General features: G+C 71.8%; 21 protein-coding genes. 14 read left to right on the forward strand and 7 right to left on the reverse strand.

Annotated features, from left to right (window positions below):
• Positions 1–84: 84 nt before the first annotated feature.
• From cobT to ACZ7MX_RS37275, 3 genes are all read right to left on the reverse strand, one after another.
• Positions 85–1131: a nicotinate-nucleotide--dimethylbenzimidazole phosphoribosyltransferase gene (gene cobT, locus ACZ7MX_RS37265; protein ID WP_472138830.1), complete on the reverse strand. Its 1047-nt coding sequence runs from the start codon at positions 1129–1131 to the stop codon at positions 85–87.
• A gap of 10 nt (positions 1132–1141) precedes the next feature.
• A complete protein-coding gene (locus ACZ7MX_RS37270) occupies positions 1142–1768 on the reverse strand; it encodes a hypothetical protein (RefSeq protein ID WP_472138832.1) in 627 nt (208 codons plus the stop codon).
• Positions 1769–1830: 62 nt separating this feature from the next.
• The gene (locus tag ACZ7MX_RS37275) at positions 1831–3108 is read right to left on the reverse strand and encodes a bifunctional adenosylcobinamide kinase/adenosylcobinamide-phosphate guanylyltransferase (protein WP_472138834.1); all 1278 of its coding nucleotides are present in this window, start codon (positions 3106–3108) and stop codon (positions 1831–1833) included.
• 127 nt (positions 3109–3235) lie between these two features.
• On the opposite strand from ACZ7MX_RS37275, the gene ACZ7MX_RS37280 reads away from it, so the two are divergent.
• Positions 3236–3451, forward strand: a complete 216-nt coding sequence (locus ACZ7MX_RS37280; RefSeq protein ID WP_393563857.1) for a hypothetical protein — start codon at positions 3236–3238, stop codon at positions 3449–3451.
• A 69-nt stretch (positions 3452–3520) separates the two neighbouring features.
• On the opposite strand, the gene ACZ7MX_RS37285 is transcribed toward ACZ7MX_RS37280, so the two are convergent.
• Positions 3521–4117, reverse strand: coding sequence for a DUF3043 domain-containing protein (locus tag ACZ7MX_RS37285; RefSeq protein ID WP_472138836.1), 597 nt, complete (start codon positions 4115–4117; stop codon positions 3521–3523).
• 284 nt (positions 4118–4401) lie between these two features.
• Here ACZ7MX_RS37285 and ACZ7MX_RS37290 point away from each other — a divergent pair, with 284 nt between their 5' ends.
• The 9 genes from ACZ7MX_RS37290 to ACZ7MX_RS37330 all read left to right on the forward strand — a co-directional run bounded on the left by ACZ7MX_RS37290 (position 4402) and on the right by ACZ7MX_RS37330 (position 14491).
• Positions 4402–5202: a PspA/IM30 family protein gene (locus tag ACZ7MX_RS37290; protein WP_472138838.1), complete on the forward strand. Its 801-nt coding sequence runs from the start codon at positions 4402–4404 to the stop codon at positions 5200–5202.
• A 64-nt stretch (positions 5203–5266) separates the two neighbouring features.
• The gene (pspAA, locus tag ACZ7MX_RS37295) at positions 5267–5545 is read left to right on the forward strand and encodes a PspA-associated protein PspAA (RefSeq protein ID WP_472138840.1); all 279 of its coding nucleotides are present in this window, start codon (positions 5267–5269) and stop codon (positions 5543–5545) included.
• A gap of 127 nt (positions 5546–5672) precedes the next feature.
• The gene (locus ACZ7MX_RS37300; RefSeq protein WP_472138842.1) at positions 5673–6974 is read left to right on the forward strand and encodes a sensor histidine kinase; all 1302 of its coding nucleotides are present in this window, start codon (positions 5673–5675) and stop codon (positions 6972–6974) included.
• A complete protein-coding gene (locus tag ACZ7MX_RS37305; RefSeq protein ID WP_472138843.1) occupies positions 6971–7657 on the forward strand; it encodes a response regulator in 687 nt (228 codons plus the stop codon). Before ACZ7MX_RS37300 ends, ACZ7MX_RS37305 begins: the two co-directional genes overlap by 4 nt.
• Positions 7658–7858: 201 nt before the next feature.
• Positions 7859–11032 carry an efflux RND transporter permease subunit gene (locus tag ACZ7MX_RS37310; RefSeq protein ID WP_472138845.1) on the forward strand — a complete coding sequence of 1058 codons (3174 nt, stop codon included), beginning with the start codon at positions 7859–7861 and terminating at the stop codon, positions 11030–11032.
• A gap of 192 nt (positions 11033–11224) precedes the next feature.
• Positions 11225–11494 (forward strand): hypothetical protein, encoded by a 270-nt coding sequence (locus ACZ7MX_RS37315; protein WP_467577150.1) that lies wholly within the window; start codon positions 11225–11227, stop codon positions 11492–11494.
• Complete coding sequence (locus ACZ7MX_RS37320; protein WP_472138847.1) at positions 11487–12104, forward strand: DUF6879 family protein; 618 nt, start codon at positions 11487–11489, stop codon at positions 12102–12104. Before ACZ7MX_RS37315 ends, ACZ7MX_RS37320 begins: the two co-directional genes overlap by 8 nt.
• A complete protein-coding gene (locus ACZ7MX_RS37325; RefSeq protein WP_472138849.1) occupies positions 12101–14086 on the forward strand; it encodes an ATP-binding protein in 1986 nt (661 codons plus the stop codon). Before ACZ7MX_RS37320 ends, ACZ7MX_RS37325 begins: the two co-directional genes overlap by 4 nt.
• 15 nt (positions 14087–14101) lie before the next feature.
• Entirely contained in the window at positions 14102–14491 is a 390-nt protein-coding gene (locus ACZ7MX_RS37330) for a tetratricopeptide repeat protein (RefSeq protein WP_472138851.1), read from the forward strand.
• Here the strand turns inward: ACZ7MX_RS37330 and ACZ7MX_RS37335 are convergent.
• Positions 14488–15360 (reverse strand): methionyl-tRNA formyltransferase, encoded by an 873-nt coding sequence (locus ACZ7MX_RS37335; protein ID WP_472138852.1) that lies wholly within the window; start codon positions 15358–15360, stop codon positions 14488–14490. The genes ACZ7MX_RS37330 and ACZ7MX_RS37335 overlap by 4 nt on opposite strands.
• A 313-nt stretch (positions 15361–15673) precedes the next feature.
• On the opposite strand from ACZ7MX_RS37335, the gene ACZ7MX_RS37340 reads away from it, so the two are divergent.
• Genes ACZ7MX_RS37340 through ACZ7MX_RS37350 form a run of 3 tightly spaced genes read left to right on the forward strand, consistent with a single transcriptional unit; the run spans position 15674 to position 19604 of the window.
• A complete protein-coding gene (locus ACZ7MX_RS37340) occupies positions 15674–16444 on the forward strand; it encodes a hypothetical protein (protein ID WP_472138854.1) in 771 nt (256 codons plus the stop codon).
• On the forward strand, positions 16441–18435 hold the full coding sequence (locus ACZ7MX_RS37345) for a GMC family oxidoreductase (protein WP_472138856.1): 1995 nt from the start codon (positions 16441–16443) through the stop codon (positions 18433–18435). The genes ACZ7MX_RS37340 and ACZ7MX_RS37345 overlap by 4 nt, the downstream gene beginning before the upstream one ends.
• On the forward strand, positions 18432–19604 hold the full coding sequence (locus ACZ7MX_RS37350) for a ferritin-like domain-containing protein (protein ID WP_472138858.1): 1173 nt from the start codon (positions 18432–18434) through the stop codon (positions 19602–19604). The genes ACZ7MX_RS37345 and ACZ7MX_RS37350 overlap by 4 nt, the downstream gene beginning before the upstream one ends.
• Here the strand turns inward: ACZ7MX_RS37350 and ACZ7MX_RS37355 are convergent.
• Together ACZ7MX_RS37355 and ACZ7MX_RS37360 are read right to left on the reverse strand one after the other, a co-directional pair.
• Positions 19601–19816 (reverse strand): DUF397 domain-containing protein, encoded by a 216-nt coding sequence (locus ACZ7MX_RS37355; RefSeq protein ID WP_472138860.1) that lies wholly within the window; start codon positions 19814–19816, stop codon positions 19601–19603. The two genes, ACZ7MX_RS37350 and ACZ7MX_RS37355, sit on opposite strands and share 4 nt — an antisense overlap.
• On the reverse strand, positions 19795–20640 hold the full coding sequence (locus ACZ7MX_RS37360) for a helix-turn-helix domain-containing protein (protein ID WP_472138862.1): 846 nt from the start codon (positions 20638–20640) through the stop codon (positions 19795–19797). Before ACZ7MX_RS37360 ends, ACZ7MX_RS37355 begins: the two co-directional genes overlap by 22 nt.
• A 129-nt stretch (positions 20641–20769) precedes the next feature.
• On the opposite strand from ACZ7MX_RS37360, the gene ACZ7MX_RS37365 reads away from it, so the two are divergent.
• Positions 20770–21021 (forward strand): hypothetical protein, encoded by a 252-nt coding sequence (locus ACZ7MX_RS37365; RefSeq protein WP_472138864.1) that lies wholly within the window; start codon positions 20770–20772, stop codon positions 21019–21021.
• Positions 21022–21058: the final 37 nt, after the last annotated feature.

The following is a 21058-nucleotide window of genomic DNA, read 5'->3' on the forward strand; positions in this document are numbered from 1 at the left end:
TGTAAAGCCGAGATCTTATGGGGCGCCGCCGGTGGTCCGGTACGGGCGGGAAGGAGCGCCGCCCCGGCCGGGGCGGCGCGCACCTCAGTCGTGTACGGGAAGTTCTGCCGCCAGGGCCGCGGCCGCCTGCACCAGTGGCAGGGCCAGCAGCGCCCCCGTCCCCTCGCCAGCAGTGACGCCGTGGTCGAGCAGAGGGTTGAGCGCGATCCGGTCCAGTGCCTTGGCCTGCGCCGGCTCGCCGCTGGCCTGACCCGCCAGCCACCAGTCCGGCGCCCGGAACGCCACCCGCTGCGCCACCAGCGCACAGGCCGCCGAGACCACCCCGTCCAGGATCACCGGCGTCCGGCGCACCGCGCTCTGCAGCAGGAACCCGGTGATCGCGGTCAGGTCCGCGCCGCCGACCGTGGCCAGCAGCTCCAGCTGGTCGCCGAGCACCGGCCGGGCCCGGCGCAGCGCGTCCCGGATCGCCGCGCACTTGCGCATCCACGCCAGGTCGTCGATCCGCGCCCCGCCGCGCCCGGTGACCACCGAGGCGTCCGTGCCGCACAGCGCGGCGACCAGGGTGCTCGCCGCGGTCGTGCCGCCGACGCTCAGATCGCCCAGCACCACCAGGTCCGTACCGGCGTCCGCCTCCTCGTCCGCGACCGCCATCCCGGCCCGGAACGCCGCCTCGGCCTCCTCGGCGGTCAGCGCGTCCTCGACGTCGATCCGGCCGCTGCCGCGCCGCACCCGGTGGCGGGTGACCTCCGCGGGCAGCTCCGCGGGGTCGCAGTCCACCGCCATGTCCACCACGCGCAGCTGCGCCCCGGCGCCCCGGGCCAGCACCGCGGCCGGGCTCGCGCCGTCCAGCACCGCCCGGACCAGGTCCTTCGTCCCGCCGGCCGGCCGGGCCGAGACGCCCAGCTCCGCCACCCCGTGATCGCCGGCGAACAGCACCAGACGGGCCTGCCGGATCGGCCGCACCGGCACCTGCGCCTGCGCACCGGCCAGCCACTCGCCGAGCTCGTCGAGGCGGCCGAGCGCGCCCGGCGGTACGGCCAGCCGCGCCCGCCGCTCCTCGGCGTCACGGCGCACCCCGCCATCGGGGCGCTCGATCAGATGGGCGAAGTCATCGAGGTTCAGGGCGCTCATTGGCCGCAGATTACCGGCAATGCGTTCGGCGTGCGGCGGGGTTGCGGCCGCCGTCGCCGGCCCCGCTCCCGCCCCGCCGCGGCCGCTCGCCCTCCGGTACCGGAGCGGGCCCGGCGGCGAAGCGGACCTCGTACACCCGCGGCCGCAACGCCCGCGGGACCGGCGGCCGGCACCGCCCCGGCGACGGCCGGCGCACATGCCCCGGCACCAGGCCCGGACGGCCCGCGACCAGGGCGGCCGCGCGCCGCGGCAGCGCGTCGAAGACCAGCGCACCGCCGGGGAACCGCGCCGCGCACACCGTCAGCAGCGCCCGCCCGGCCGGCAGCGGCAGCCGCCGCAGCACCCCGGCCGCGACGACCACCACCCCACGGGACGTCCCCGGCACCGCGGCCGGCCACTCCCGGTCGGCCGGCTCCCGGGCGAGGGTGTGCCGCCGGGCGGTGTCCGGCAGCAGCATCCGGCGCACCGCGGCGGCCTCCTCCGGCAGCACCGACAGCCAGTGCAGCCGCCCGTTGTCCAGCCGCCAGAAGCCGGTGCCGAGCCCCTCGTCCAGCGCGACCACGGTCGCCTCCGGACGCTCCGCCAGATAGGCACGCACGGCCGCGTCGACACACTCGGTCAGCCCGTATCCGGTCACCCTTCAAGAGCACCCGGCGGCGCGCCCCCGGGCAAGCGGACACGGGCGGGGCCGGGCCCGCGTCATCCGCGCAGCGCAAGCGCCTGGCCCGCGACGACCAGCAGCACCTGCTCGCACTCCGCGCCGAACGACGCGTTCAGCCGCCCCAGTTCGTCCCGGAACCGGCGGCCCGCCGGCGTCGCCGGCACCACCCCCGAGCCGACCTCGTTGCTGACCGCCACCACCGGCCGCTGCGTCGCCCGCACCGCCGCCACCAGCGCGTCGGTCCGCTCCCGCAGCGCCTTCCGGCCGCCGCCCTCCCAGGTCGCGTCGTCCCACGCGCCGACCTCGTCCATGACGTGCGTCAGCCACAGCGCCAGACAGTCGATGAGCAGCGGCGATGCGCCGCCCGGCCGGTCCGCCCCGAAAGCCCCGCCGTCCCCGTCCTCCGCCAGCAGCGGCACCAGATCGCAGGTCTCGACGGTCCGCCAGCTGCTCGGCCGCCGCTCCCGGTGCAGCGAGACCCGCGCCGCCCAGTCCGCGTCGCCGTCCCGGCTGCCTCCGGTCGCGACGTACAGCACGTCCGGGAACGCCGCCAGCCGCCGCTCCGCCTCCACCGACTTCCCGCTGCGGGCCCCGCCGAGCACCAGCGTCCGGCGCGGCAGGTCCGGCACCGCGTGGTACTCGCCGACCACCAGCGAACTGCCGTCCGGCACCGCCCGCGCCCCCACCGCCGCCAGCCTGCGGTGCAGTTCGGGCCCCGGCGGCACGTCGTGGTCGAGGTGCACCGCCACCACGTCCGTCGCCGCGTCCACCGCCCCGCTCGCCCGCAGCCGCGCCAGCGCGTCCGGCCGCCCCAGGACGTCGAGCAGCACCAGGTCGTACGGACCGTTCCCGCCGGCGCCGTCGTAGCCGCCGCCGAAGCCCCCGTTCCCGTCCGTCAGCCCGGCCGGTGCCGCGCCCGGCGGCAGATACAGCAGCCGCTCGCCGGCGGGCCCGGAGATCTCGTACGCGGTGCCCGGGATGTCCACCGCGAGGGCCCGGATCCGGTGCCCGTCGAGCAGCGCCAGTTCCCGGCCGTCCGCGACCCGGCCCGGGGTGGGCAGCCCGGCCGGCACCTCCATCGCCGGCCCCTCGTGCGGATGCGACAGCAGCACCTGCCGTACGCCGGCCAGCGACTGTCCGGCGCGGGCGGCCGCGAAGGCCGGACCCGGCGTCAGATCGATCAGCAGCGCGCCGTCGACCAGCAGCGCGGTCGCCGCCCGCGCCTCGTCGCCGACGGCGGTCGCACAGGCGGCACACGGGCAGCCGGGGCGCGGCAGCCCCAGCGGGGCCCCGGTGCCGAGGAGAGTCACATCCACACCGCGAGTTTCTCGCGTCCGCTCCCGGCGGGCGCGGCGGGGGCGGACTCGACACGGCCGTTAGGCTCTCGATCAGCACGACAGGCGACAACACGACTCACGTACCCGGTGGATCCAGGAGGCGGACATGGCGTGGACGTGGCGGTTCGAGAAGGCGGACGGTACGGAGGCGGTACCCGCCGTGGAGCCGGAGGAGTTCACGACGCAGGGCGACGCGGAATCCTGGATCGGCGAGGAGTGGAAGGCCCTCCTCGAAGGCGGTGTCGAGCAGGTCCGCCTCTTCGAGGACGGCCAGGAGATCTACCCGGCCCCGATGAGCCTCAAGGCGGCCGACGAAGACTGAGCAGCCCGCCCGGACAGCACGAAGGGCCGGACCCGCCGCGGCGGATCCGGCCCTTTTCGTATGGCGCGATTACGGCCGCTGGCCCCGCTTGACCTGCGGCTTCGGCAGCCGCAGCCGCCGCATCTGGAGCGTGCGCATGACCGCGTAGGCCTTCACGCCCTTGAGGTTCTCGTTCGGGAACTTCTCCTGCAGCCGCTTGCCAAGGCGGAACCAGATCAGGATCGAGTCCAGCACGATCAGCACGATGATCACGAGCCACAGCAGCAGCGCGATGCTCTGGATCGACGGCACCCGGACCATGGTCAGCACCAGGATCACCACGGCCATCGGCAGGAAGAACTCCGCGACGCACCAGCGCGAGTCGACGAAGTCCCGGGCGAACCGGCGCACCGGTCCCTTGTCCCGCACCGGCAGGAACCGCTCGTCGCCGTTGGCCAGCGCCTCGCGCTGCCGGGCCATATCGGCACGGCGGGCCTCACGCTGGGCCTTCGCCGCGTCCTTGCGGTTGGTGGGGGTGTGCGCACGGGCCCGGCGCTGCGACTGGGAGTCGCTGCGCTTGGGGGTAGGGCGGCCCTTGGGGGCCTGCGGATCGCGGGGCTGCTGGGGCTGGTCCGCGGTCACCTTGGCGGTCGCGGCCTGCTCATCCTTCGAACGGCTTCGGAACACAACACCCAAGAGTACGTGGTCGCCGCCCGGGGACCAGGTCCCGACGGGCACGATCCGGCAACGGCACCGCCCGGAAAGCGGCGGTCACCCCCCGTCCGGCGACGCCCCGCAACCCCTTCCCTACTCCTTGCGCGGGAGAAGAGGCCGTCCCGATCGTCCTGGAGGAGGAGCGCATCCGGGCGCGAACAGTGCGGTAATGGAACCAGGGCCCGTACTGTGGGGTCTGTAGATGTGCTGGAGCCTAAGCCCGATGCAAGTCGGTCAGAAGGGGGCGCGCGAGGCCCATGAGCGATGGTGTCATGAAGCGGATGGGGATGATCTTCCGCGCGAAGGCCAACAAGGCCCTGGACCGGGCCGAAGACCCGCGCGAGACCCTCGACTACTCGTACCAGAAGCAGCTGGAGCTGCTGCAGAAGGTACGCCGCGGAGTCGCCGACGTGGCGACCTCCCGCAAGCGCCTGGAGCTGCAGCTCAACCAGCTCCAGGGCCAGTCCGCGAAGCTGGAGGACCAGGGCCGCAAGGCGCTGGCGCTCGGCCGCGAGGACCTGGCCCGCGAGGCGCTGACCCGGCGCAGCGCGCTGCAGCAGCAGGTCACGGACCTGGAGACGCAGCACCAGACGCTGCAGGGTGAGGAGGAGAAGCTCACGCTCGCCGCGCAGCGGCTGCAGGCCAAGGTCGACGCCTTCCGCACGAAGAAGGAGACGATCAAGGCGACGTACACGGCGGCCCAGGCGCAGACCCGGATCGGCGAGGCGTTCTCCGGCATCTCCGAGGAGATGGGCGACGTCGGTCTGGCCATCCAGCGCGCGGAGGACAAGACCGCGCAGCTGCAGGCCCGGGCCGGCGCGATCGACGAGCTGATGGCGTCCGGCGCGCTGGACGACCCGTCCGGCATGGCCAAGGACGACATCACCGCCGAGCTGGACCGGCTCTCCGGCGGCAGCGACGTCGAGCTGGAGCTGCAGCGGATGAAGGCCGAGCTCGCGGGGGGTTCGTCGGCCGGCCAGCAGGCCATCGAGAGCGGTCAGGGCGGCCAGGGCCGGCCCGGCCCGCAGCAGGACCAGCCGCGTTTCGACAAGCAGTGACGAGCGGCGGCGGTTAGCCTCGCAGGGATCGCGAGACCGTCGGAGCGGACCAAGGGAGACCGTCGTGATCGTACGGATCATGGGGGAGGGCCAGGTGAAGCTGGACGATGCCCACTTCATCGAGCTCAACAAGCTGGACGACGAACTGCTCGAAGAGATGGAGAGCGGCGACGAGGCCGGCTTCCGGCGCACGCTCGGCGCTCTCCTGGAAGCGGTGCGCCGTATGGGCACCCCGCTCCCCGACGACGCCCTCGAACCGTCGGAACTGATCCTGCCGTCTCCCGACGCCACGCTCGCCGAGGTCCGGGAGATGCTCAGCGACGACGGCCTGATCCCGGGCTGAGTCCGCCGCCGGACGGCCACCCGGCCGTCCGCGCCCGTGCGGCCGGCCGCCACCGGCCGCCCCTTTCCAGTGCACCGGCACCCGGCGCCCCGGTCCCCCGCGGACCGGGGCGCTACCGTTTGCTGTTGTGAGTCTCCTCGACCCCCGCCCGGACGCGGCCCGCACCGGCCGCTTCGCCTGGTACCGGACGCATCCGCTCGCGTTCGACGCGGCCCTGGCGGTGGCCGTCTTCGGCTGCATCCTGTTCGGGGCGGTGGCCGACCCGCACCGCGTCCACGGACCGCGCATCGTCCCGCACGAGCTGACCGCCACCACCGTGGTGCTGGCCGCGCTGGCCTGCGCCCCGCTCGTGTGGCGCCGCCGGCTGCCGCGTTCGGTCCTGGCGGCCACCGGCACGCTCACCCTCGTCGAACTGGTCGCCGGCGCGAGCAGTCCCCGCGCCCCGGTGGCGGTCGCCGCGGTGATCGCCCTCTACACCGTCGCCTCCCGTACCGACCGCCCCACCACCTGGCGGATCGGCGCCCTCACCGTCGTCGTCCTGACCGCCTCCGCGATGCTCTACGGCCCCCGCCCCTGGTACGCCCAGGAGAACCTCGGGATCTTCGCCTGGACCGGTATGGCCGCCGCCGCGGGGGACGCGGTCCGCAGCCGCCGCGCCTTCGTCGACGCCATCCGGGAACGGGCCGAACGTGCCGAGCGCACCCGCGAGGAGGAGGCCCGCCGCCGGGTCGCCGAGGAGCGGCTGCGCATCGCCCGGGAGCTGCACGACGTCGTCGCCCACCACATCGCCCTGGTCAACGTCCAGGCCGGGGTCGCCTCGCACGTCATGGACAACCGCCCCGACCAGGCCAAGCAGGCCCTCGCGCACGTCCGCGAGGCGTCCCGTTCGGCGCTGGAGGAACTCCGCGCCACCGTCGGCCTGTTGCGGCAGTCCGACGACCCGAAGGCACCGACCGAGCCCGCGCCCGGCCTCGGCGTGCTCGACCAGCTCGTCGACGGGTTCGTCCGCGCCGGGCTCCCGGTGGACCTGGAGGTGCCCCAGGCGCCCGGTCCGCTGCCCGCCTCCGTCGACCTCACCGCCTACCGCGTGGTCCAGGAGGCGCTGACCAACGTCCACAAGCACGCCGGGGAGGGCGCCCGGGCCACCATCCGGATCGCGTACCACCCCACCGCGCTGACCGTGACCGTCCTCGACGACGGCGCGGGCACGGCCGGAGTGCCGGGCCAGCGGGGCGCCGACCGGTCCGGCCCGCCGGCCGGGGGCACCGACGGGCCGGAGGAGAACGGCGGCGGCCACGGCCTGATCGGGATGCGCGAGCGGGTCTACGCGCTGGGCGGCACGATCGTGACCGGCCCGCGCGCGGCCGGCGGCTTCCAGGTGCGGGTGACCCTTCCACTGCAGACCGTCCGTACGGGGGAGACGACATGACGATCAAGGTGCTGCTCGCCGACGACCAGGCGCTGCTGCGCAGCGCGTTCCGCGTGCTGGTCGATTCCGAACCGGACATGCGGGTGGTGGGGGAGGCCTCCGACGGCGCGCAGGCCTACGAACTGACCAAGGCCGAGCGGCCCGACGTCGTCCTGATGGACATCCGGATGCCCGGCGTGGACGGGCTGGCCGCCACCCGCATGATCAGCGAGGACCCGGACCTCACCGACGTCCGGGTGGTCATCCTGACCACCTTCGAGGTCGACGACTACGTGGTCCAGTCGCTGCGCAACGGCGCCAGCGGCTTCCTCGGCAAGGGCGCCGAACCGGACGAGATGCTCGGCGCGATCCGGATCGCGGCGGGCGGTGAGGCGCTGCTGTCGCCCGCGGCGACCAAGGGCCTGATCGCCAAGTTCCTCGCCCAGGGCAGCGGTCCGGGCGACGGCGGGCCCGACGGCCCGGGCGCGGAGCGGCTGACGACGCTGACCGGCCGGGAGCGCGAGGTACTCGTCCTGGTGGCCGGCGGACTGTCCAACGACGAGATCGCCGAACAGCTCGCGGTCAGCCCGCTCACGGTCAAGACGCACGTCAACCGGGCGATGGCCAAGCTCGGGGCGCGCGACCGCGCACAGCTGGTCGTCATCGCCTACGAATCGGGCCTCGTACGCCCACGGGTGCAGTAGAGGGGGAGCGGCCCGTACTCCGAACGCGGTACGGGCCCGGGACGGAAACCGACCTGCGAGCGAGGAAAACCGGCCTGGTCATGGCCGAAGGTGTAAGTGGGCCCGCAACGGGCCCCCGCCGTCGGGTCTGACGAAGGGCGCCTGCCCGCCCCCGGCCCGGCCGACCGTCCCGCTTCAGAACAGAAGAGAGAGACCCCACCCATGTCCTGGCTGTCCCGGCTCAGCCTCGTACAACGGGGCCTGATAGCGCTGATGTCGATCGTCGCGATCGCCTTCGGCGCCATCGCGATACCCCAGCTCAAGCAGCAGCTCCTGCCCTCCATCGAACTCCCGATGGTCTCCGTGCTCGCGCCGTACCAGGGCGCCTCGCCCGATGTCGTCGAGAAGCAGGTGATCGAGCCGCTGGAGGACGGTGTCCAGGCGGTCGACGGCATCAAGAGCGTCACCTCGACGTCCAGCGAGGGCTCGGGCGTCATCATGGCCCAGTTCGACTACGGCAACGATTCCAAGCGCCTGGTCGCCGACGTCCAGCAGGCCGTCAACCGGGCCCGGGCCAAGCTGCCCAAGGACGTCGACCCGCAGGTCGTGGCCGGCTCGACGGACGACATCCCCACCGTCGTCCTCGCCGTCTCCTCTTCCACGAAGGACCAGCAGACCCTCGCCGACCAGCTCAACCGCGGCGTGGTCCCGGACCTGAAGAACATCGACGGGGTCAGCCAGGTCACCGTCAGCGGCGTCCAGGACCGGATCGTCGCGGTCACCCCCGACGACCGGAAGCTCGCCGCCGCCGGACTGACCTCGCAGGCGCTCGGGCAGGCGCTGGAGGCCGGCGGCACGTCCGTGCCGGCCGGTTCGTTCGCCGAGCACGGCCGGAGCAAGACCGTCCAGGTCGGCGCCGGCTTCACCTCCGTCGCGCAGATCAAGGACCTGACTGTGCCGCCGTCCGCGGGGGCCGGTGGGGCCGCGGGCGGCCCGTCCGCGGCCAAGGCGGTCCGGCTCGGCGACGTCGCCACCGTCAAGGAGGAGCCGGCCGCGCCGACCTCCCTGACCCGCACCAACGGCAGGCCCAGCCTCGCCGTCATGGTGACGATGGACCAGGACGGCAGCGCGGTCGCGATCTCCGACGCGGTCAAGGACAAGCTCCCGAAGATCAAGCAGGACCTCGGCGAGGGCACCTCCGTCACCGTCGTCTCCGACCAGGGCCCGGCGGTCTCCAAGTCCATCGAGTCGCTGACCACCGAGGGCATGCTCGGCCTGGCCATGGCCGTCATCGTCATCCTGGTCTTCCTGCTCAGCCTGCGCTCGACGCTGGTCACCGCGGTCTCCATCCCGCTCTCGGTCGTCATCACCCTGATCGTGCTGTGGACCGGTGACCTGTCCCTGAACATGCTCACCCTCGGCGCGCTCACCATCGCGATCGGCCGGGTCGTCGACGACTCCATCGTCGTCCTGGAGAACATCAAGCGGCACCTGGGCTACGGCGAGGAGCGCCGGGAGGCCATCCTCTCCGCCGTCAAGGAGGTCTCCGGCGCGATCACCTCCTCGACCCTCACCACCGTCGCGGTGTTCCTCCCGATCGGCGTGGTCGGCGGCATGGTCGGCGCGCTGTTCGGCTCGTTCTCGCTGACCGTCACCGTCGCCCTGCTCTCCTCGCTGATCGTCTCCCTCACGGTCGTCCCGGTCCTGTCGTACTGGTTCCTGCGTGCCCCGGAGATCCCCGAGGGCACCACGGCCGACGAACTGCGCCGCCAGGCCGAGGAGAAGGAGACCCGCAGCGCCCTGCAGCGGCTCTACGTCCCGGTCCTGCGCTTCGCCACCCGCCGCCGGCTCACCAGCCTGGCCATCGCGGTCGTCGTCCTGATCGGCACGTTCGCCATGGGCCCGCTGCTGAAGACCAACTTCTTCGACCAGGGCGACCAGGACACCCTGACCGTCAAGCAGGAGCTCAAGCCCGGCACCAGCCTCGGCGCGTCCGACACCCAGGCGAAGAAGGTCGAGAAGCTGCTCGCGGCCGACGACGACATCGCCGATTACCAGGTCACCGTCGGCTCCTCCGGCTTCATGGCGGCCTTCGGCGGCGGCACCGGCGCCAACCAGGCGTCCTACCAGGTCAAACTGAAGGACTCGGCGGACTCCGGCAAGGTCACCGACCATCTGCGCGCGGAGCTCGACAAGCTCGGCCCGGCCATCGGCGACACCACGATCACCGCGGGCGGCGGCTTCGGCAACCAGGACCTCAGCGTGGTCGTCAAGGCCGGCGACGCCGACGTGCTGAAGAAGGCCGGCGAGCAGGTCCGCACGGCCGTCGCCGGACTCGACCACGTCACCGACGTCCAGAGCGACCTCGCGCAGAGCGTGCCGCGGATCTCCGTCACGCCCAACGCCAAGGCCGCCGCGGCCGGTTACAACCAGACCACGCTGGGCGGCGCCGTCGCCCAGGCGGTCCGCGGCACCACCACCGGCACCGCCGTCCTGGACAACACCGAACGGGACATCGTCATCAAGGCGGCCCACCCGGCCACCACCGAGGCCCAGTTGAAGAAGCTGGCCATCCCGACCCCGGCCGGGCCGGTGCCGCTCGGCACCCTCGCCACGGTCAAGACCGTGCCCGGCCCGGTCCAGATGACCCGGATCGACGGCGCCCGCTCGGCGACCATCACCGCCAAGCCGACCGGCGACAACACCGGCGCGGTCAGCACCGAGCTGCAGTCCAAGATCAACGGCCTGAAGCTGCCGGAGGGCGCGACCGCCACCATCGGCGGCGTCTCCCAGGACCAGTCCGACGCGTTCTCCTCGCTCGGCCTGGCCATGCTGGCCGCCATCGCCATCGTCTTCATGCTGCTGGTCGGCACCTTCCGGTCGCTGATCCAGCCGCTGATCCTGCTGGTCTCCATCCCGTTCGCGGCCACCGGCGCGGTCGGCCTGCTCATCGCCACCGGCACCCCGCTGGGCGTCCCGGCGATGATCGGCATGCTGATGCTGATCGGCATCGTGGTCACCAACGCCATCGTGCTGATCGACCTGATCAACCAGTACCGGGCCCAGGGCTACGGCGTCGTCGAGGCGGTCGTCGAGGGCGGCCGGCACCGGCTCCGCCCGATCCTGATGACCGCCCTGGCCACGATCATGGCGCTGCTGCCGATGGCCGCGTCCATCACCGGCGACGGCGGCTTCATCTCCCAGCCGCTGGCCGTGGTCGTGATCGGCGGTCTGATCAGCTCCACCCTGCTCACCCTCCTCCTCGTCCCGACGCTCTACGCGATGATCGAACTCCGCAAGGAACGCCGCACGAAGAAGAAGGCCGCCAAGCGGGCCAAGAAGACCGGCACCCCGGCCGAGCAGACCGAGCCCACCCCGCAGCCCGCGAGCGTGTAACCACCCCGCCCTCCCGAACGCAGCCCCCGCAGCCACACCGGCCGCGGGGGCTCCGTACGTCCGCCCCCTCCCCGTATGGCGCAATCGCGCAGTACGGCCGGTAGCGCACCGTGTTCAATTCAATTCCCTGGGTGCTATCCTCGTCGCCTCAGAGAGCTGAGTAACCGTCAATTTGCCTAATGGGGAGGCAAGATGGGGAAAAGGTGGGTGGCCGAACCCTCGGCGTCCTTAACGCGGCGGCTCGGTAAGTCGTCACATGAACTGGGGCAGACGTCCGGAAATTCCAGCTGTCCCGATATCTGGGAGCTGGACAACGGTGACGTCGCGGTCATCGGGACCGATCTGACCACGTCGTACGAGGGCCGGCTGCCCGACGGGGTGAGTGTCGACCCCGGTGAGCGGTTGGTCGTCATCCCCAGGGCGACCATCGTCGCGGCCAAGGTGGACATCCCGGATGAGTAGTCCGCTCGGCGGAGCGATCGGCGAGCGCATGCCGCTCGATGCCTACTACGCCGACTTCGAGCAACACTTCTGGCAGAGCGCTGATCTCGGCTTTTGGAAGCTGGAGCGGCAACAGAGCTTCCAGGAGCCCGGCTACGACAGCTGGGAGGCGTTCGCCCGCGGCGACTGGGACGAGTCCCTGCGTCTGCTGGAAGCCGGTCGTGCCGAGATGGACGGCTATCACCGCAAGGTGGACCGGCACGGTTTCGCCGCCCGCCGGGTCAGGGTCGTCGAAGAGCCCCTGAGCCCCTATCTGCAGTGGGAACTGCACGCCTTGCGCATCCGCAGCCAGTGCGGAGGCCCGACTCGTGTCGTCAGAGCTGATCAGGTCTCGCAATTCGAGTTGGACGGTCCGCTTCCGGAGATCTACACCCTCGGGTCACGGGTGATGTATCAAGCGGTCTACGACGATCAGGGAATCCTGGAATCCGCTAACAAATTCGTGGATTCCGAACTCATTCTGCACTGTCAAAAGTTCATCCAGGGCCTGTACGAGGCGGGCGAACCCCTGGAGGACTGGTTCGACGATCATGTGGCACACCTGCCGCCACCGTGCCGCACCTCGGTATGAGCGACGGCGCCGGGCACTCCAACACGTTCGGAGGTTCGGCATCGGCGCACGGCGTCGTCCAGGCCCGGGACGTCCAGGGCGGGGTCCATCTCCATCAGTACGTCCCGGACACCCCGGCCATAGTTCCCCACCAACTCCTGGGCGGCACCCGGCACTTCGTCAACCGCTCGCGCGAGCTGAGCCGTCTCGGCCGGCTCGTCGCGGACGGTCGCAGCACGCCCGCCGTGCTGCCGTTGGCGGTCATCACCGGAACGGCCGGGGTGGGCAAGACATCCCTCGCCCTGCACTGGGCGCACACCATCCGGTCGCACTACCCGGGCGGCGAGCTGTACGCCAATCTGCGGGGTTACGCCGTCGACTCGCCGGTGTCGCCCGAGAAGATACTGGGGCGCTTCCTCGAGGATCTCGGCGTTCCCGCCGCGCTGGTGCCGGTCGACAGGGAGCGCCGGGAGTCGATGTTCCGCTCCTTGATCGCGGAACGACGCATGCTGGTGATCCTCGACAACGCCATGGACAGCGGGCAGGTGCGCCCCCTGCTTCCCGGCAGCGCAGCCTGTCTGACGGTGGTGACCAGCAGGGATGATCTGTCCGGGCTGGTCGCGCAGCAGGGCGCGCTCCGCGTGCGGCTGGAGACGTTTCCGGCAGCGGAAGCGATCACGCTGCTGCGCACCGCCACCGCCGAGTACCGCGGCCGGGACCGACGCGCCGACCTGGCGGAACTCGCCCGGTTGTGCGCACGGCTACCGCTGGCTCTGAGGATCGCCGCCGAACGTGCCGCCAGTTGGCCGTCGATGCCCTTGACCGAGCTGATCGAGGACTTGCGCGACGAGTCGGCACTGTGGAATGTCCTCACCACCACCGAAGAGAAGGGCGGCCCCGAGGCGATGCGCAGCGTTTTCGAGTGGTCCTACCGGGCGTTGCCCGCGCCCGCCGCCCGCCTCTTCCGCATCCTCGGTCTCCACCCCGGAAACGAGTTCGGCCTCCCCGCCGTAGCCGGGATGGCGGGCGTCGAGCCGGCGGCAGCACGCGCCCAGCTGGACACCTTGGTGAGTGCACATCTGCTGGAGCGACGCCCTGCGGGCCGCTACGAATTCCATGACCTCCTGCGTGCCTACGCGGCCGATCAGGCCCGGAAGAGGGACAGCGAAGCCGAGCGGAGAACGATTCTCGAACGCTGCCTGACGTGGTACCTCCACACCGCCGACGCGGCACAGAGCGTCATCGCGCCGTTCGATCGCTATCACCTCGACGACCGTTTTCCGGCGCCCGACTCACCGCTCCGGTTCGCCCGGTACGAGGAAGCCTTCCAGTGGTACCGGACCGAGAGCAGCAATCTCGCCACGGCGGTCCGGGTCGCCGCCGCATCGGGCATTCCGGCTCTCGCATGGCGTCTGGCCGTGGTGCTGCGTGCCGTCTACATGCACCACAACGCATTCGACGACTGGGCCGCGACGGCCCGCATCGCCGTGGACGCCGCGGTGCGTGCCGAAGAGCCCGCCGGACAGGCCGAGGCGCTGGAAAGTCTGGGCAAGGCGGCCTTCCAGGCGCTACGGCTCGATGAGGCCCGGGACTGCCACCGCTCCGCGCTCGCCATCCGCCGCCAACTCGGCGACCGGCGGGGCACGGCGGTCTCCGTCAACGCGCTCGGACTGCTCGGTCTCCGCCTCCGCCGGCTCCACGAGGCCCGCGCACATTTCGAAGACAGCTGTGCGATCTTCCGTGAGCTGAGGGATCGCCGCTGGACGGCCCTGCTCCAGGGCAATCTCGCGGAGTCCCTGTGCGAACTCGGCCGGTACGACGAAGCGGTGCGGACCCTCGAACCCGCGCTGGCGGAGTTCCGTGCCCTAGGCGACCGGGGCAGCGAGGGCAATGCCCTCTTCCTTTTGTGCTGGGCCCGGCGCGGTGCGGACGATCCGGAGGCGGCCGGGCATGCCATCGAGGCCGCACTGGCGATCGCCGGGGCCGAGGACAACCACGTGTGACGAGGGCACTGGCTGATGGAGTCGGCAAGGCTCGAACGGGCGCGGGGCAACCCGGAGACCTCGCTGTGCCTGTGCCGGGAGTCCGCCCTCATCCAGCGGAGGCTCGGCGACAGGGCCCGGGAGGCCATCGCACAGGACGGCGCGGGGGAGGCGTGCCAGGCGCTGGGACGACACCAGGAGGCGGCGGAGCTGCACCGGCGGGCCGTTGCCCTGCACCGCGGTCTCGATGGGCGGTGGCAGCTCGCCTGCGCTCTGCACAACCTGGCCGACGCGCTCCACGTGCTCGGCGAGCGCGAGCAGGCGCGTACCGCCGGGCAGGAGAGCCGGGAACTGCTCAGCGCATTCGACGATCCGCAGGCAGCCGCACGGTCGCGGCGCCTGGACCGACTGCTGGAGCGCGGCTAGTCGTTCGTCCCGGGCGTTTCCGTCCGGCCGTTCGCTTCCACGAGCTCTGAGGCGGTGACCCACAGGGAGCCGTCGCCGCAGTCGAGGCGCCAGCCGTCGGCAGGCGTGAGGCTGGTGCGCAGAATTCTTCGTCGGGTGCCGTCGACGGTGGCCACCGGGGCTGCCCAAGGCCCCATGAAGCGACATGTCCGTACCTGATGGTGGAGCTCGCGCGCCGCCTTCGTGGTGTCGAGGGCGAAGAACTCGGGCTCCATCAGGCCGGCATAGCTCACACCGGCTGCGGCCTGGGGCTCCCCGGCCTCCGGGTCCCGGACACGGTGCAACGCCCGTCGGACCACCGCCCGCAATGCCGGTGCGAGACCGCTCCACAGCCGGCCAGGGGTGACATCGTCCGGAAGCGGGACACCGGCCTGCTGCGCCAGAATGGGGCCGGCGTCGAACTCCTCGGTCATGCGGTGGGCGGTCACGCCCAGCTCGCTGTCGCCGTTCCGGATGGCCCATAACACCGGCGCCGGGCCCCGGTACTTGGGCAGCATCGAACAGTGGACGTTGACCACTCCGTAGCGGGGGACGCTGAGCACGGAGTGCGGCAGACGCCAGGAGAATCCGTAGCAGACGACGAGATCGAGGTCGTAGCCCCGTAGCGCAGTCCCCAGCCCTTCGGAACTTCCCGGCAGCAGCAGGTCGATCCCCGCGGGCAGTGCGGCAGCGATCCGGCCCGTGGCGCGAGCCGCGTCGTCGTCCGTGGCCGTCCTGGGCCGCAGGGAGCGGGAGTAGGCGTAGACGAGGGGGGTGTGCCCCGCTTCGACGCAGGTCTCGTGCAGCGTGCCGAACTCCTCCGGACCGAAGGAGAGTAAGCCGATGCGCATGCCGTCCTCCATGGCGTGGAGCTTAGTAGGACGGGTGTGGTGAAGAGGCGCAATCACCTGCATCAGGGCACTTTTCGGGCCGCCTTCCCTTGTCGCGCAGCGCACTCCCGCCCGCGCCCCGCCCGCACGCCGATGGCGCCCCGCCCGCACGCCGGTGGCTCCCCGCCCGCGCGCCGGTGGCTCGCTCGCTCGCCAACTGACCTACCGTCATACGCCTTTCAGTGGTTTATGGCCGCATGTCCGCATGTGTGGCGCCGAGTTGAGAAGCATGGCCACCGGTATATGCCGCATATGCCGCTCCGGGAGGAGAACGATGACCGTCCCCGCATCGCCCGCCGACGACGAGCCGAACGAACTCCCCGACGACGAGCCCCGCGAATCGCCCGACGGGCCCGCAGGCCACCTCCCCGCCTCACCCGCCGCCCAACTCCCCGACGAACTCACCGACTTCGTTGCCCACTGCGTCCCGCTCACCGGCTTCGCCGCGTTCGACCTGCACGCCACCGGTACGGCCCGGCTCTACCTCGACACCGCCCGCCGTCAGGTCGGCGAGGACCGCTTCGCCGCGTTCTGGACAGCCTGGAAACGCGCCGTCGCGGAAGGGCACGGCCCCGAGGCGCTCATCCCCACCCACCGCGAGGTGGCCCGGGCCCTGATCTACCTCTGGTACACCGGTGCCTGGCCCCGCCTCGCCCCGGCCGCACACGCCGATCTGCGGCGCGAGAGCGCCAACACCGAGTTCGTGCCCGCCCCGAGCGCCTACGTGGAGGGCCTGGTCTGGCGCACCTTCCACGGCCACCCGGCGGGCGCCAAACCACCGGGCTTCGGCACCTGGGCCGTCAAACCCCCCGAAGTGCCCGACGCCGCCCGCCTCCGCGCGGACCTCGGCCTCGCGGACGTTCCCTACCGCACCGGCCTGGCCGCCGAGGTCCCCCCGGAGGACATCCCCGCCCACCTGCTCCCCGGCCAGCGCCTCAGCCGCGACGTCCCCCCGTCCGCCGTCCCCACCGCGGCCGCCCCCGCCACCCCTGAGGCCACAGTCACCCCAGAGGTCCCGGTCACCCCCGAGGAGGGCACGTCATGACCGACACCGACTCCGCGACCGGCTGCGCGACCGTCTCCGCGGAGGGCGCCGCCCGCCGCCGCTACGACGCGATCATCGTCGGCGGCGGCTGGGCCGGCTCCGTCCTCGCCAAGCGCCTGGGCGCCCAGGGCTGGCAGGTCCTCGTCCTGGAGGCCGGCAACGGCGGCACCGAGACCTGGCCCGGCCACCTGGACTCGCTGTCCACCTTCTACTCGGCCGTGGCCAAGGTCCCCAACTCCGCCTACCGCCCCAACAAGGCCGCCCCCTCCCCGGACGTCCTCGACCTCGCCCCGGTGCGCAACCCGCAAGCCGGCAAGCCAGAGTTCACCGCCCGCGGCTACTTCGTCCAGGACGGTCAACTCCCGTACGGCACCGACTACTTGCGCGAGCTGGGCGGCGCCGCCATGCACTGGCTCGGCGCCGCCCCCCGGATGCTCCCCGACGACTTCGCCACCCGCAGCAGCTACTCCTACGGCCTGGACTGGCCGCTCACCGCCGAGGACCTCCAGCCCTGGTACGCCGAGGCCGAACGGGAACTGGGCGTCGCTGGCCACGCCCAGGAGCAGAAGGAACTCGGCGTGGTCACCGACCCCGCCTACGAGTACCCGATGCACCACATCCCACAGAGCTATATCGACCAGTACTGCGACCACCGCCTGCGGGACGCGGTGATCGACGACACGGTGGCCCAACTCCGGTACACCCTGCGGACATTCGGCCTGCCCCAGGCCCGCAACTCCACCCCGAACCCCGCCTACCGGGCCCCGTACCGCATCGAGGGCGCCGTCGGCCTCCCCAACTACGGCGAGCGCTGCGTGGGCAACGCCAGCTGCGTCCCCATCTGTCCCGTCCAGGCAAAATCCCATCCGCTGCGCCTCCAGGCCGCCTGGCCGCCGTCCGTCACCCTCGCCACCCGGTGCGTGGTCACCCGGGTCCGGGCCACCTCGGCCGGCACCGTGACCGGCGTCGAATACCGCACGTACACCGACCCCGCCGCCCCGGTCAGCCGCTCCTACCTGGCGGAGGCGGACGTGGTGGTGCTCGCCGCGCACGCCATCGAGAACGCCCGGCTGCTGCTCTTCTCCGGCCTCGCCAACGCCAGCGGGCAGGTCGGCCGCAACCTGATGGACCACCCCACGCTCCTCAACTGGGCGCTCGCCCCCGAGGCCGGCGGGCCGGTCGGGCCGTTCCGCGGCCCCGGCCACACCTCCGGCTGGGAGGTCTTCCGCGGCGGCCCCGGGCGCCGCGCCCGCGCCCCGTTCCGCATCGAGATCGGCAACTGGGGCTGGGGCTGGGCCACCGGCGCCCCCATGAGCAACGTCGCCACCGCGCTCGGCATCGGCGGCGACCAGGCCGGCAACGTCCGGCCCGACGGCGTCTTCGGCCCCGAACTGCGCCGGCTGCTCGGCAGCTCCATCGGCCGCCAGCTGCAACTGCAGATCGCCGTCGAGCAGTCCGCCGACCCCGGCAACCGCGTCACCATCGACCCGGCCCGCCACCGCGACGCGATGGGCAACCCCCGGCCGATCCTCACCTACGACCTCGACGACCACGTACGCACCGGCCTGTTCGCCGCGCGCCTCGTCGCCCAGGAGATCTTCGCGCGGCTCGGCGCCACCGACTACACCGACCACGCCCCGCACGACGGCGTCCCGCCCCTCGGCCACTTCGTCCACACGGTCAACGGGCAGACCCTCGACCTCGCCTACAGCGGCGCCGGCCACGGAGCCGGCACCCACATCATGGGCACCGACCCCAAGACGTCCGTGGTGAACGCCGACCAGCGCACCCATGACCACCCCAACCTCTACGCCATCGGCTGCGGCAGCATGCCGTCGATCGGCACCAGCAACCCCACGCTCACGATGCTGGCGCTGGCCCTGCGCAGCGCCGCGCAGATCCACCGCGACCTCGCGGCCGCCCGCCGCCCGGTGACCGTCCGGCCCGCCGCGGAGCCGGCGCCCGCGGAGAAGGAGAAGGTGACCGCGTGATCACCGCACTCGCCCTGGACGCCCAGGGATTCGGCATCCCCAAGGACCTGAAGACCCTGCGCGCGTACCTCCAGGCGGCCCTGGAGGTCGAACACCTCACCATCCCGGTCTACATGACCGGCATGTACTCGATCCTCTCCGGCACCAACCGCCCCGCCTACTTCGCCCTCCGCAGCGTCCTGGTGGAGGAAATGCTCCACATGACGCTCGCCGCGAACGTCCTCAACGCGGTCGGCGGCACCCCGGACGTCGGCCACTCCCACTTCGTCGCGAAGTACCCCGCCAAGCTCCCCTTCAGCAGCGACCAACTGCCCCTCATCGGCCTCCAGCACTTCTCACCCGCGGCCCTCCGCACGTTCCTCACCATCGAAACGCCCCGCAAGCTGGCTCCCAGGCCCGGGCCGGGCGACGGCTGGACGTCGATCGGCCAGTTCTACGACGCCATCCGCCAGGGCCTGGAGCACCTGGTGGAGGAACAGGGCGAGGCCGCGGTCTTCACCGGCATCCCCGGCCGCCAGGTCGGCCCGGACGACTTCTACAACTCCGGCGGTGAGGTCTTCGCCGTCCACGACCTGACGTCGGCCCGGTTGGCCATCCGGGTGATCAGCGACCAGGGCGAGGGCACCGACGGCACGATCTGGGACAGCGACGACCTGATCTTCGGCGAACAGCGCCAGCCGGCCCACTACTTCCGCTTCAACGAGATCTACACCGGCCGCAGTTACGGCCCCCACGACACCCCCGCCGACCCACCCAGCGGCCCCCTGATCGACGTCACCTGGGACGACGCGTACCCCATCCACGGCGACTCCAAGATCGCCGACTACAAGAAGTACGCCACGACCAGCGCGGTCCACGAGCAGGCGGTCGCCTTCAACACCCGTTACGCGGCGCTGCTGCGCTACCTCCACACGGCGTTCAACGGCACCCCGCGCGCGATGGCCCTCGCGATCCCCACCATGCTGGAACTCCGCGACCGCTCCGAGCAGCTGTACCGCAACCCGCACCCCGACCCGAAGCTGGCCGCGCAGGGCCTCTACGCCAGCCCCACCTTCGAACTCGACCAGTCGCAATTCGACACCGTCGGCCCCACGGTCGAGGAGAACGTACGGCTGGCCGGCCTGGAACCCGGCCAGCCGATCGACCTCGCCCCCGTCCCGTCCCACTAACCGCCCAGGGACGGCCCGTTCTTGACCATCCCGACGAACGTGACCCAAGCGGCCTCGCCGACGCATATCGCGGGGCCGCCGGGGTTCTTGCTGTCCCGGACGGGGACGAGGCCGGGGATGTTGTCGGCGATCTCGATGCAGTCGCCGGCGGCGTTGTTGCTGTAGCTGCTCTTGCGCCAGATGGCATTGCTCAGTTCGGCGCTGCTGCGCATTGCTCATACCCCTTCATCGCATGCCGGATCAGGTCTGCTGAGTCCTGTGGTGAAAGAGCGTACGCCCGGAGCGCGTCGTAGCTTGCCCAGCGCCGGTTCACCTCTCCCGGGTCCTCCATCAGGTGGCCGCGGCCCCGGTATTCGTCGTACGCCGCGACCTTTCCGCCCGGTAGGCGCAGGAGCAGCGTGGGCCCGTCCATCAGCTCGTATCCACCGTGCGCGAAGGGGAGAACCTGAATCTTGGTGGTCGGCGTATCGATCAGCGGAAGCAGGGCCTTGAGCTGGTCGAGCATGACCCTGGGGCCACCGACCGGCCGGTAGAGGATGGCCTCGTCCAGAATGGCCCAATAGCGCGGAGGTGTTGAGGAGCGCAGGCGCTCCTGGCGGCCGAGGCGAACCTGCACGCGTTCCTCGATCAGCTCCGCCGTCACTCCGGCCGGCTGGCTCAGCAGGGTGCGGGCATAGTCCGCCGTCTGCAGCAGTCCGGGCATGATGAGCGTCGCGAAGGCTTCGATGACCTCTGCCTCCGCTTCGAGTTCCATGAGCCTGCGGAACTGGTCCGGATGGGCCTCCTTCCTGGCCAGCTGATACAGCCCGTGGAAGTGCTTGTCCGTGCCGAACGCCGCGTCCAGCGCGGCCGGCAGCTCCGGTGGAGGCAGCAACTCCGCGACCTCCACCCGCCCCAGCGTGCTCTTGCTGAAGTTCACGATGTCCGCCAACTGCACGAGCGACAGCCTCGCCAGCTCGCGGTGGCGACGCTGCTCCGACCCGAAGTAGTGCCGGGCGGACAGGTACGGGGTCAGTTCCTTCGGCGTGAACTTCATGGCGTCTCGTCTCTCACTCGTCCCACGCTCAACAGGTAGACGCAAGGCCCCTGTTGAGGGCTCGCCTCACTCGGCAACCATGTCGATACACACCGTAATCAGCCGACCAACTCAGCGAAAGTAGGTCATATGTTCGAGGGTTCGCCGTGGCGGTTGCTGCCGTGGACGGGACCGGACGGTCAGCCCTGCTACCTGCACACGGACAGCCCGGAGAGCCGGATGTCGATGCTGGCCGACGACATCGAGGAGCAGATGCTCGCCGCGGCCGAGCTGCTGCTCGACGAGCCCACCGCGGAATCCAGGGTGCTGCGGCTCGCGCTGCGGGACGTCGTCCGGATCGCCGTGAGCCGGGGCGACCGGCTCGCCGAATGCGGGGGGTGATGGGAATGTAGCCGTGAGTGCTGGTATGAAAAGACGA

It is taken from the genome of Streptomyces sp. NPDC107765 (genome assembly GCF_055657085.1).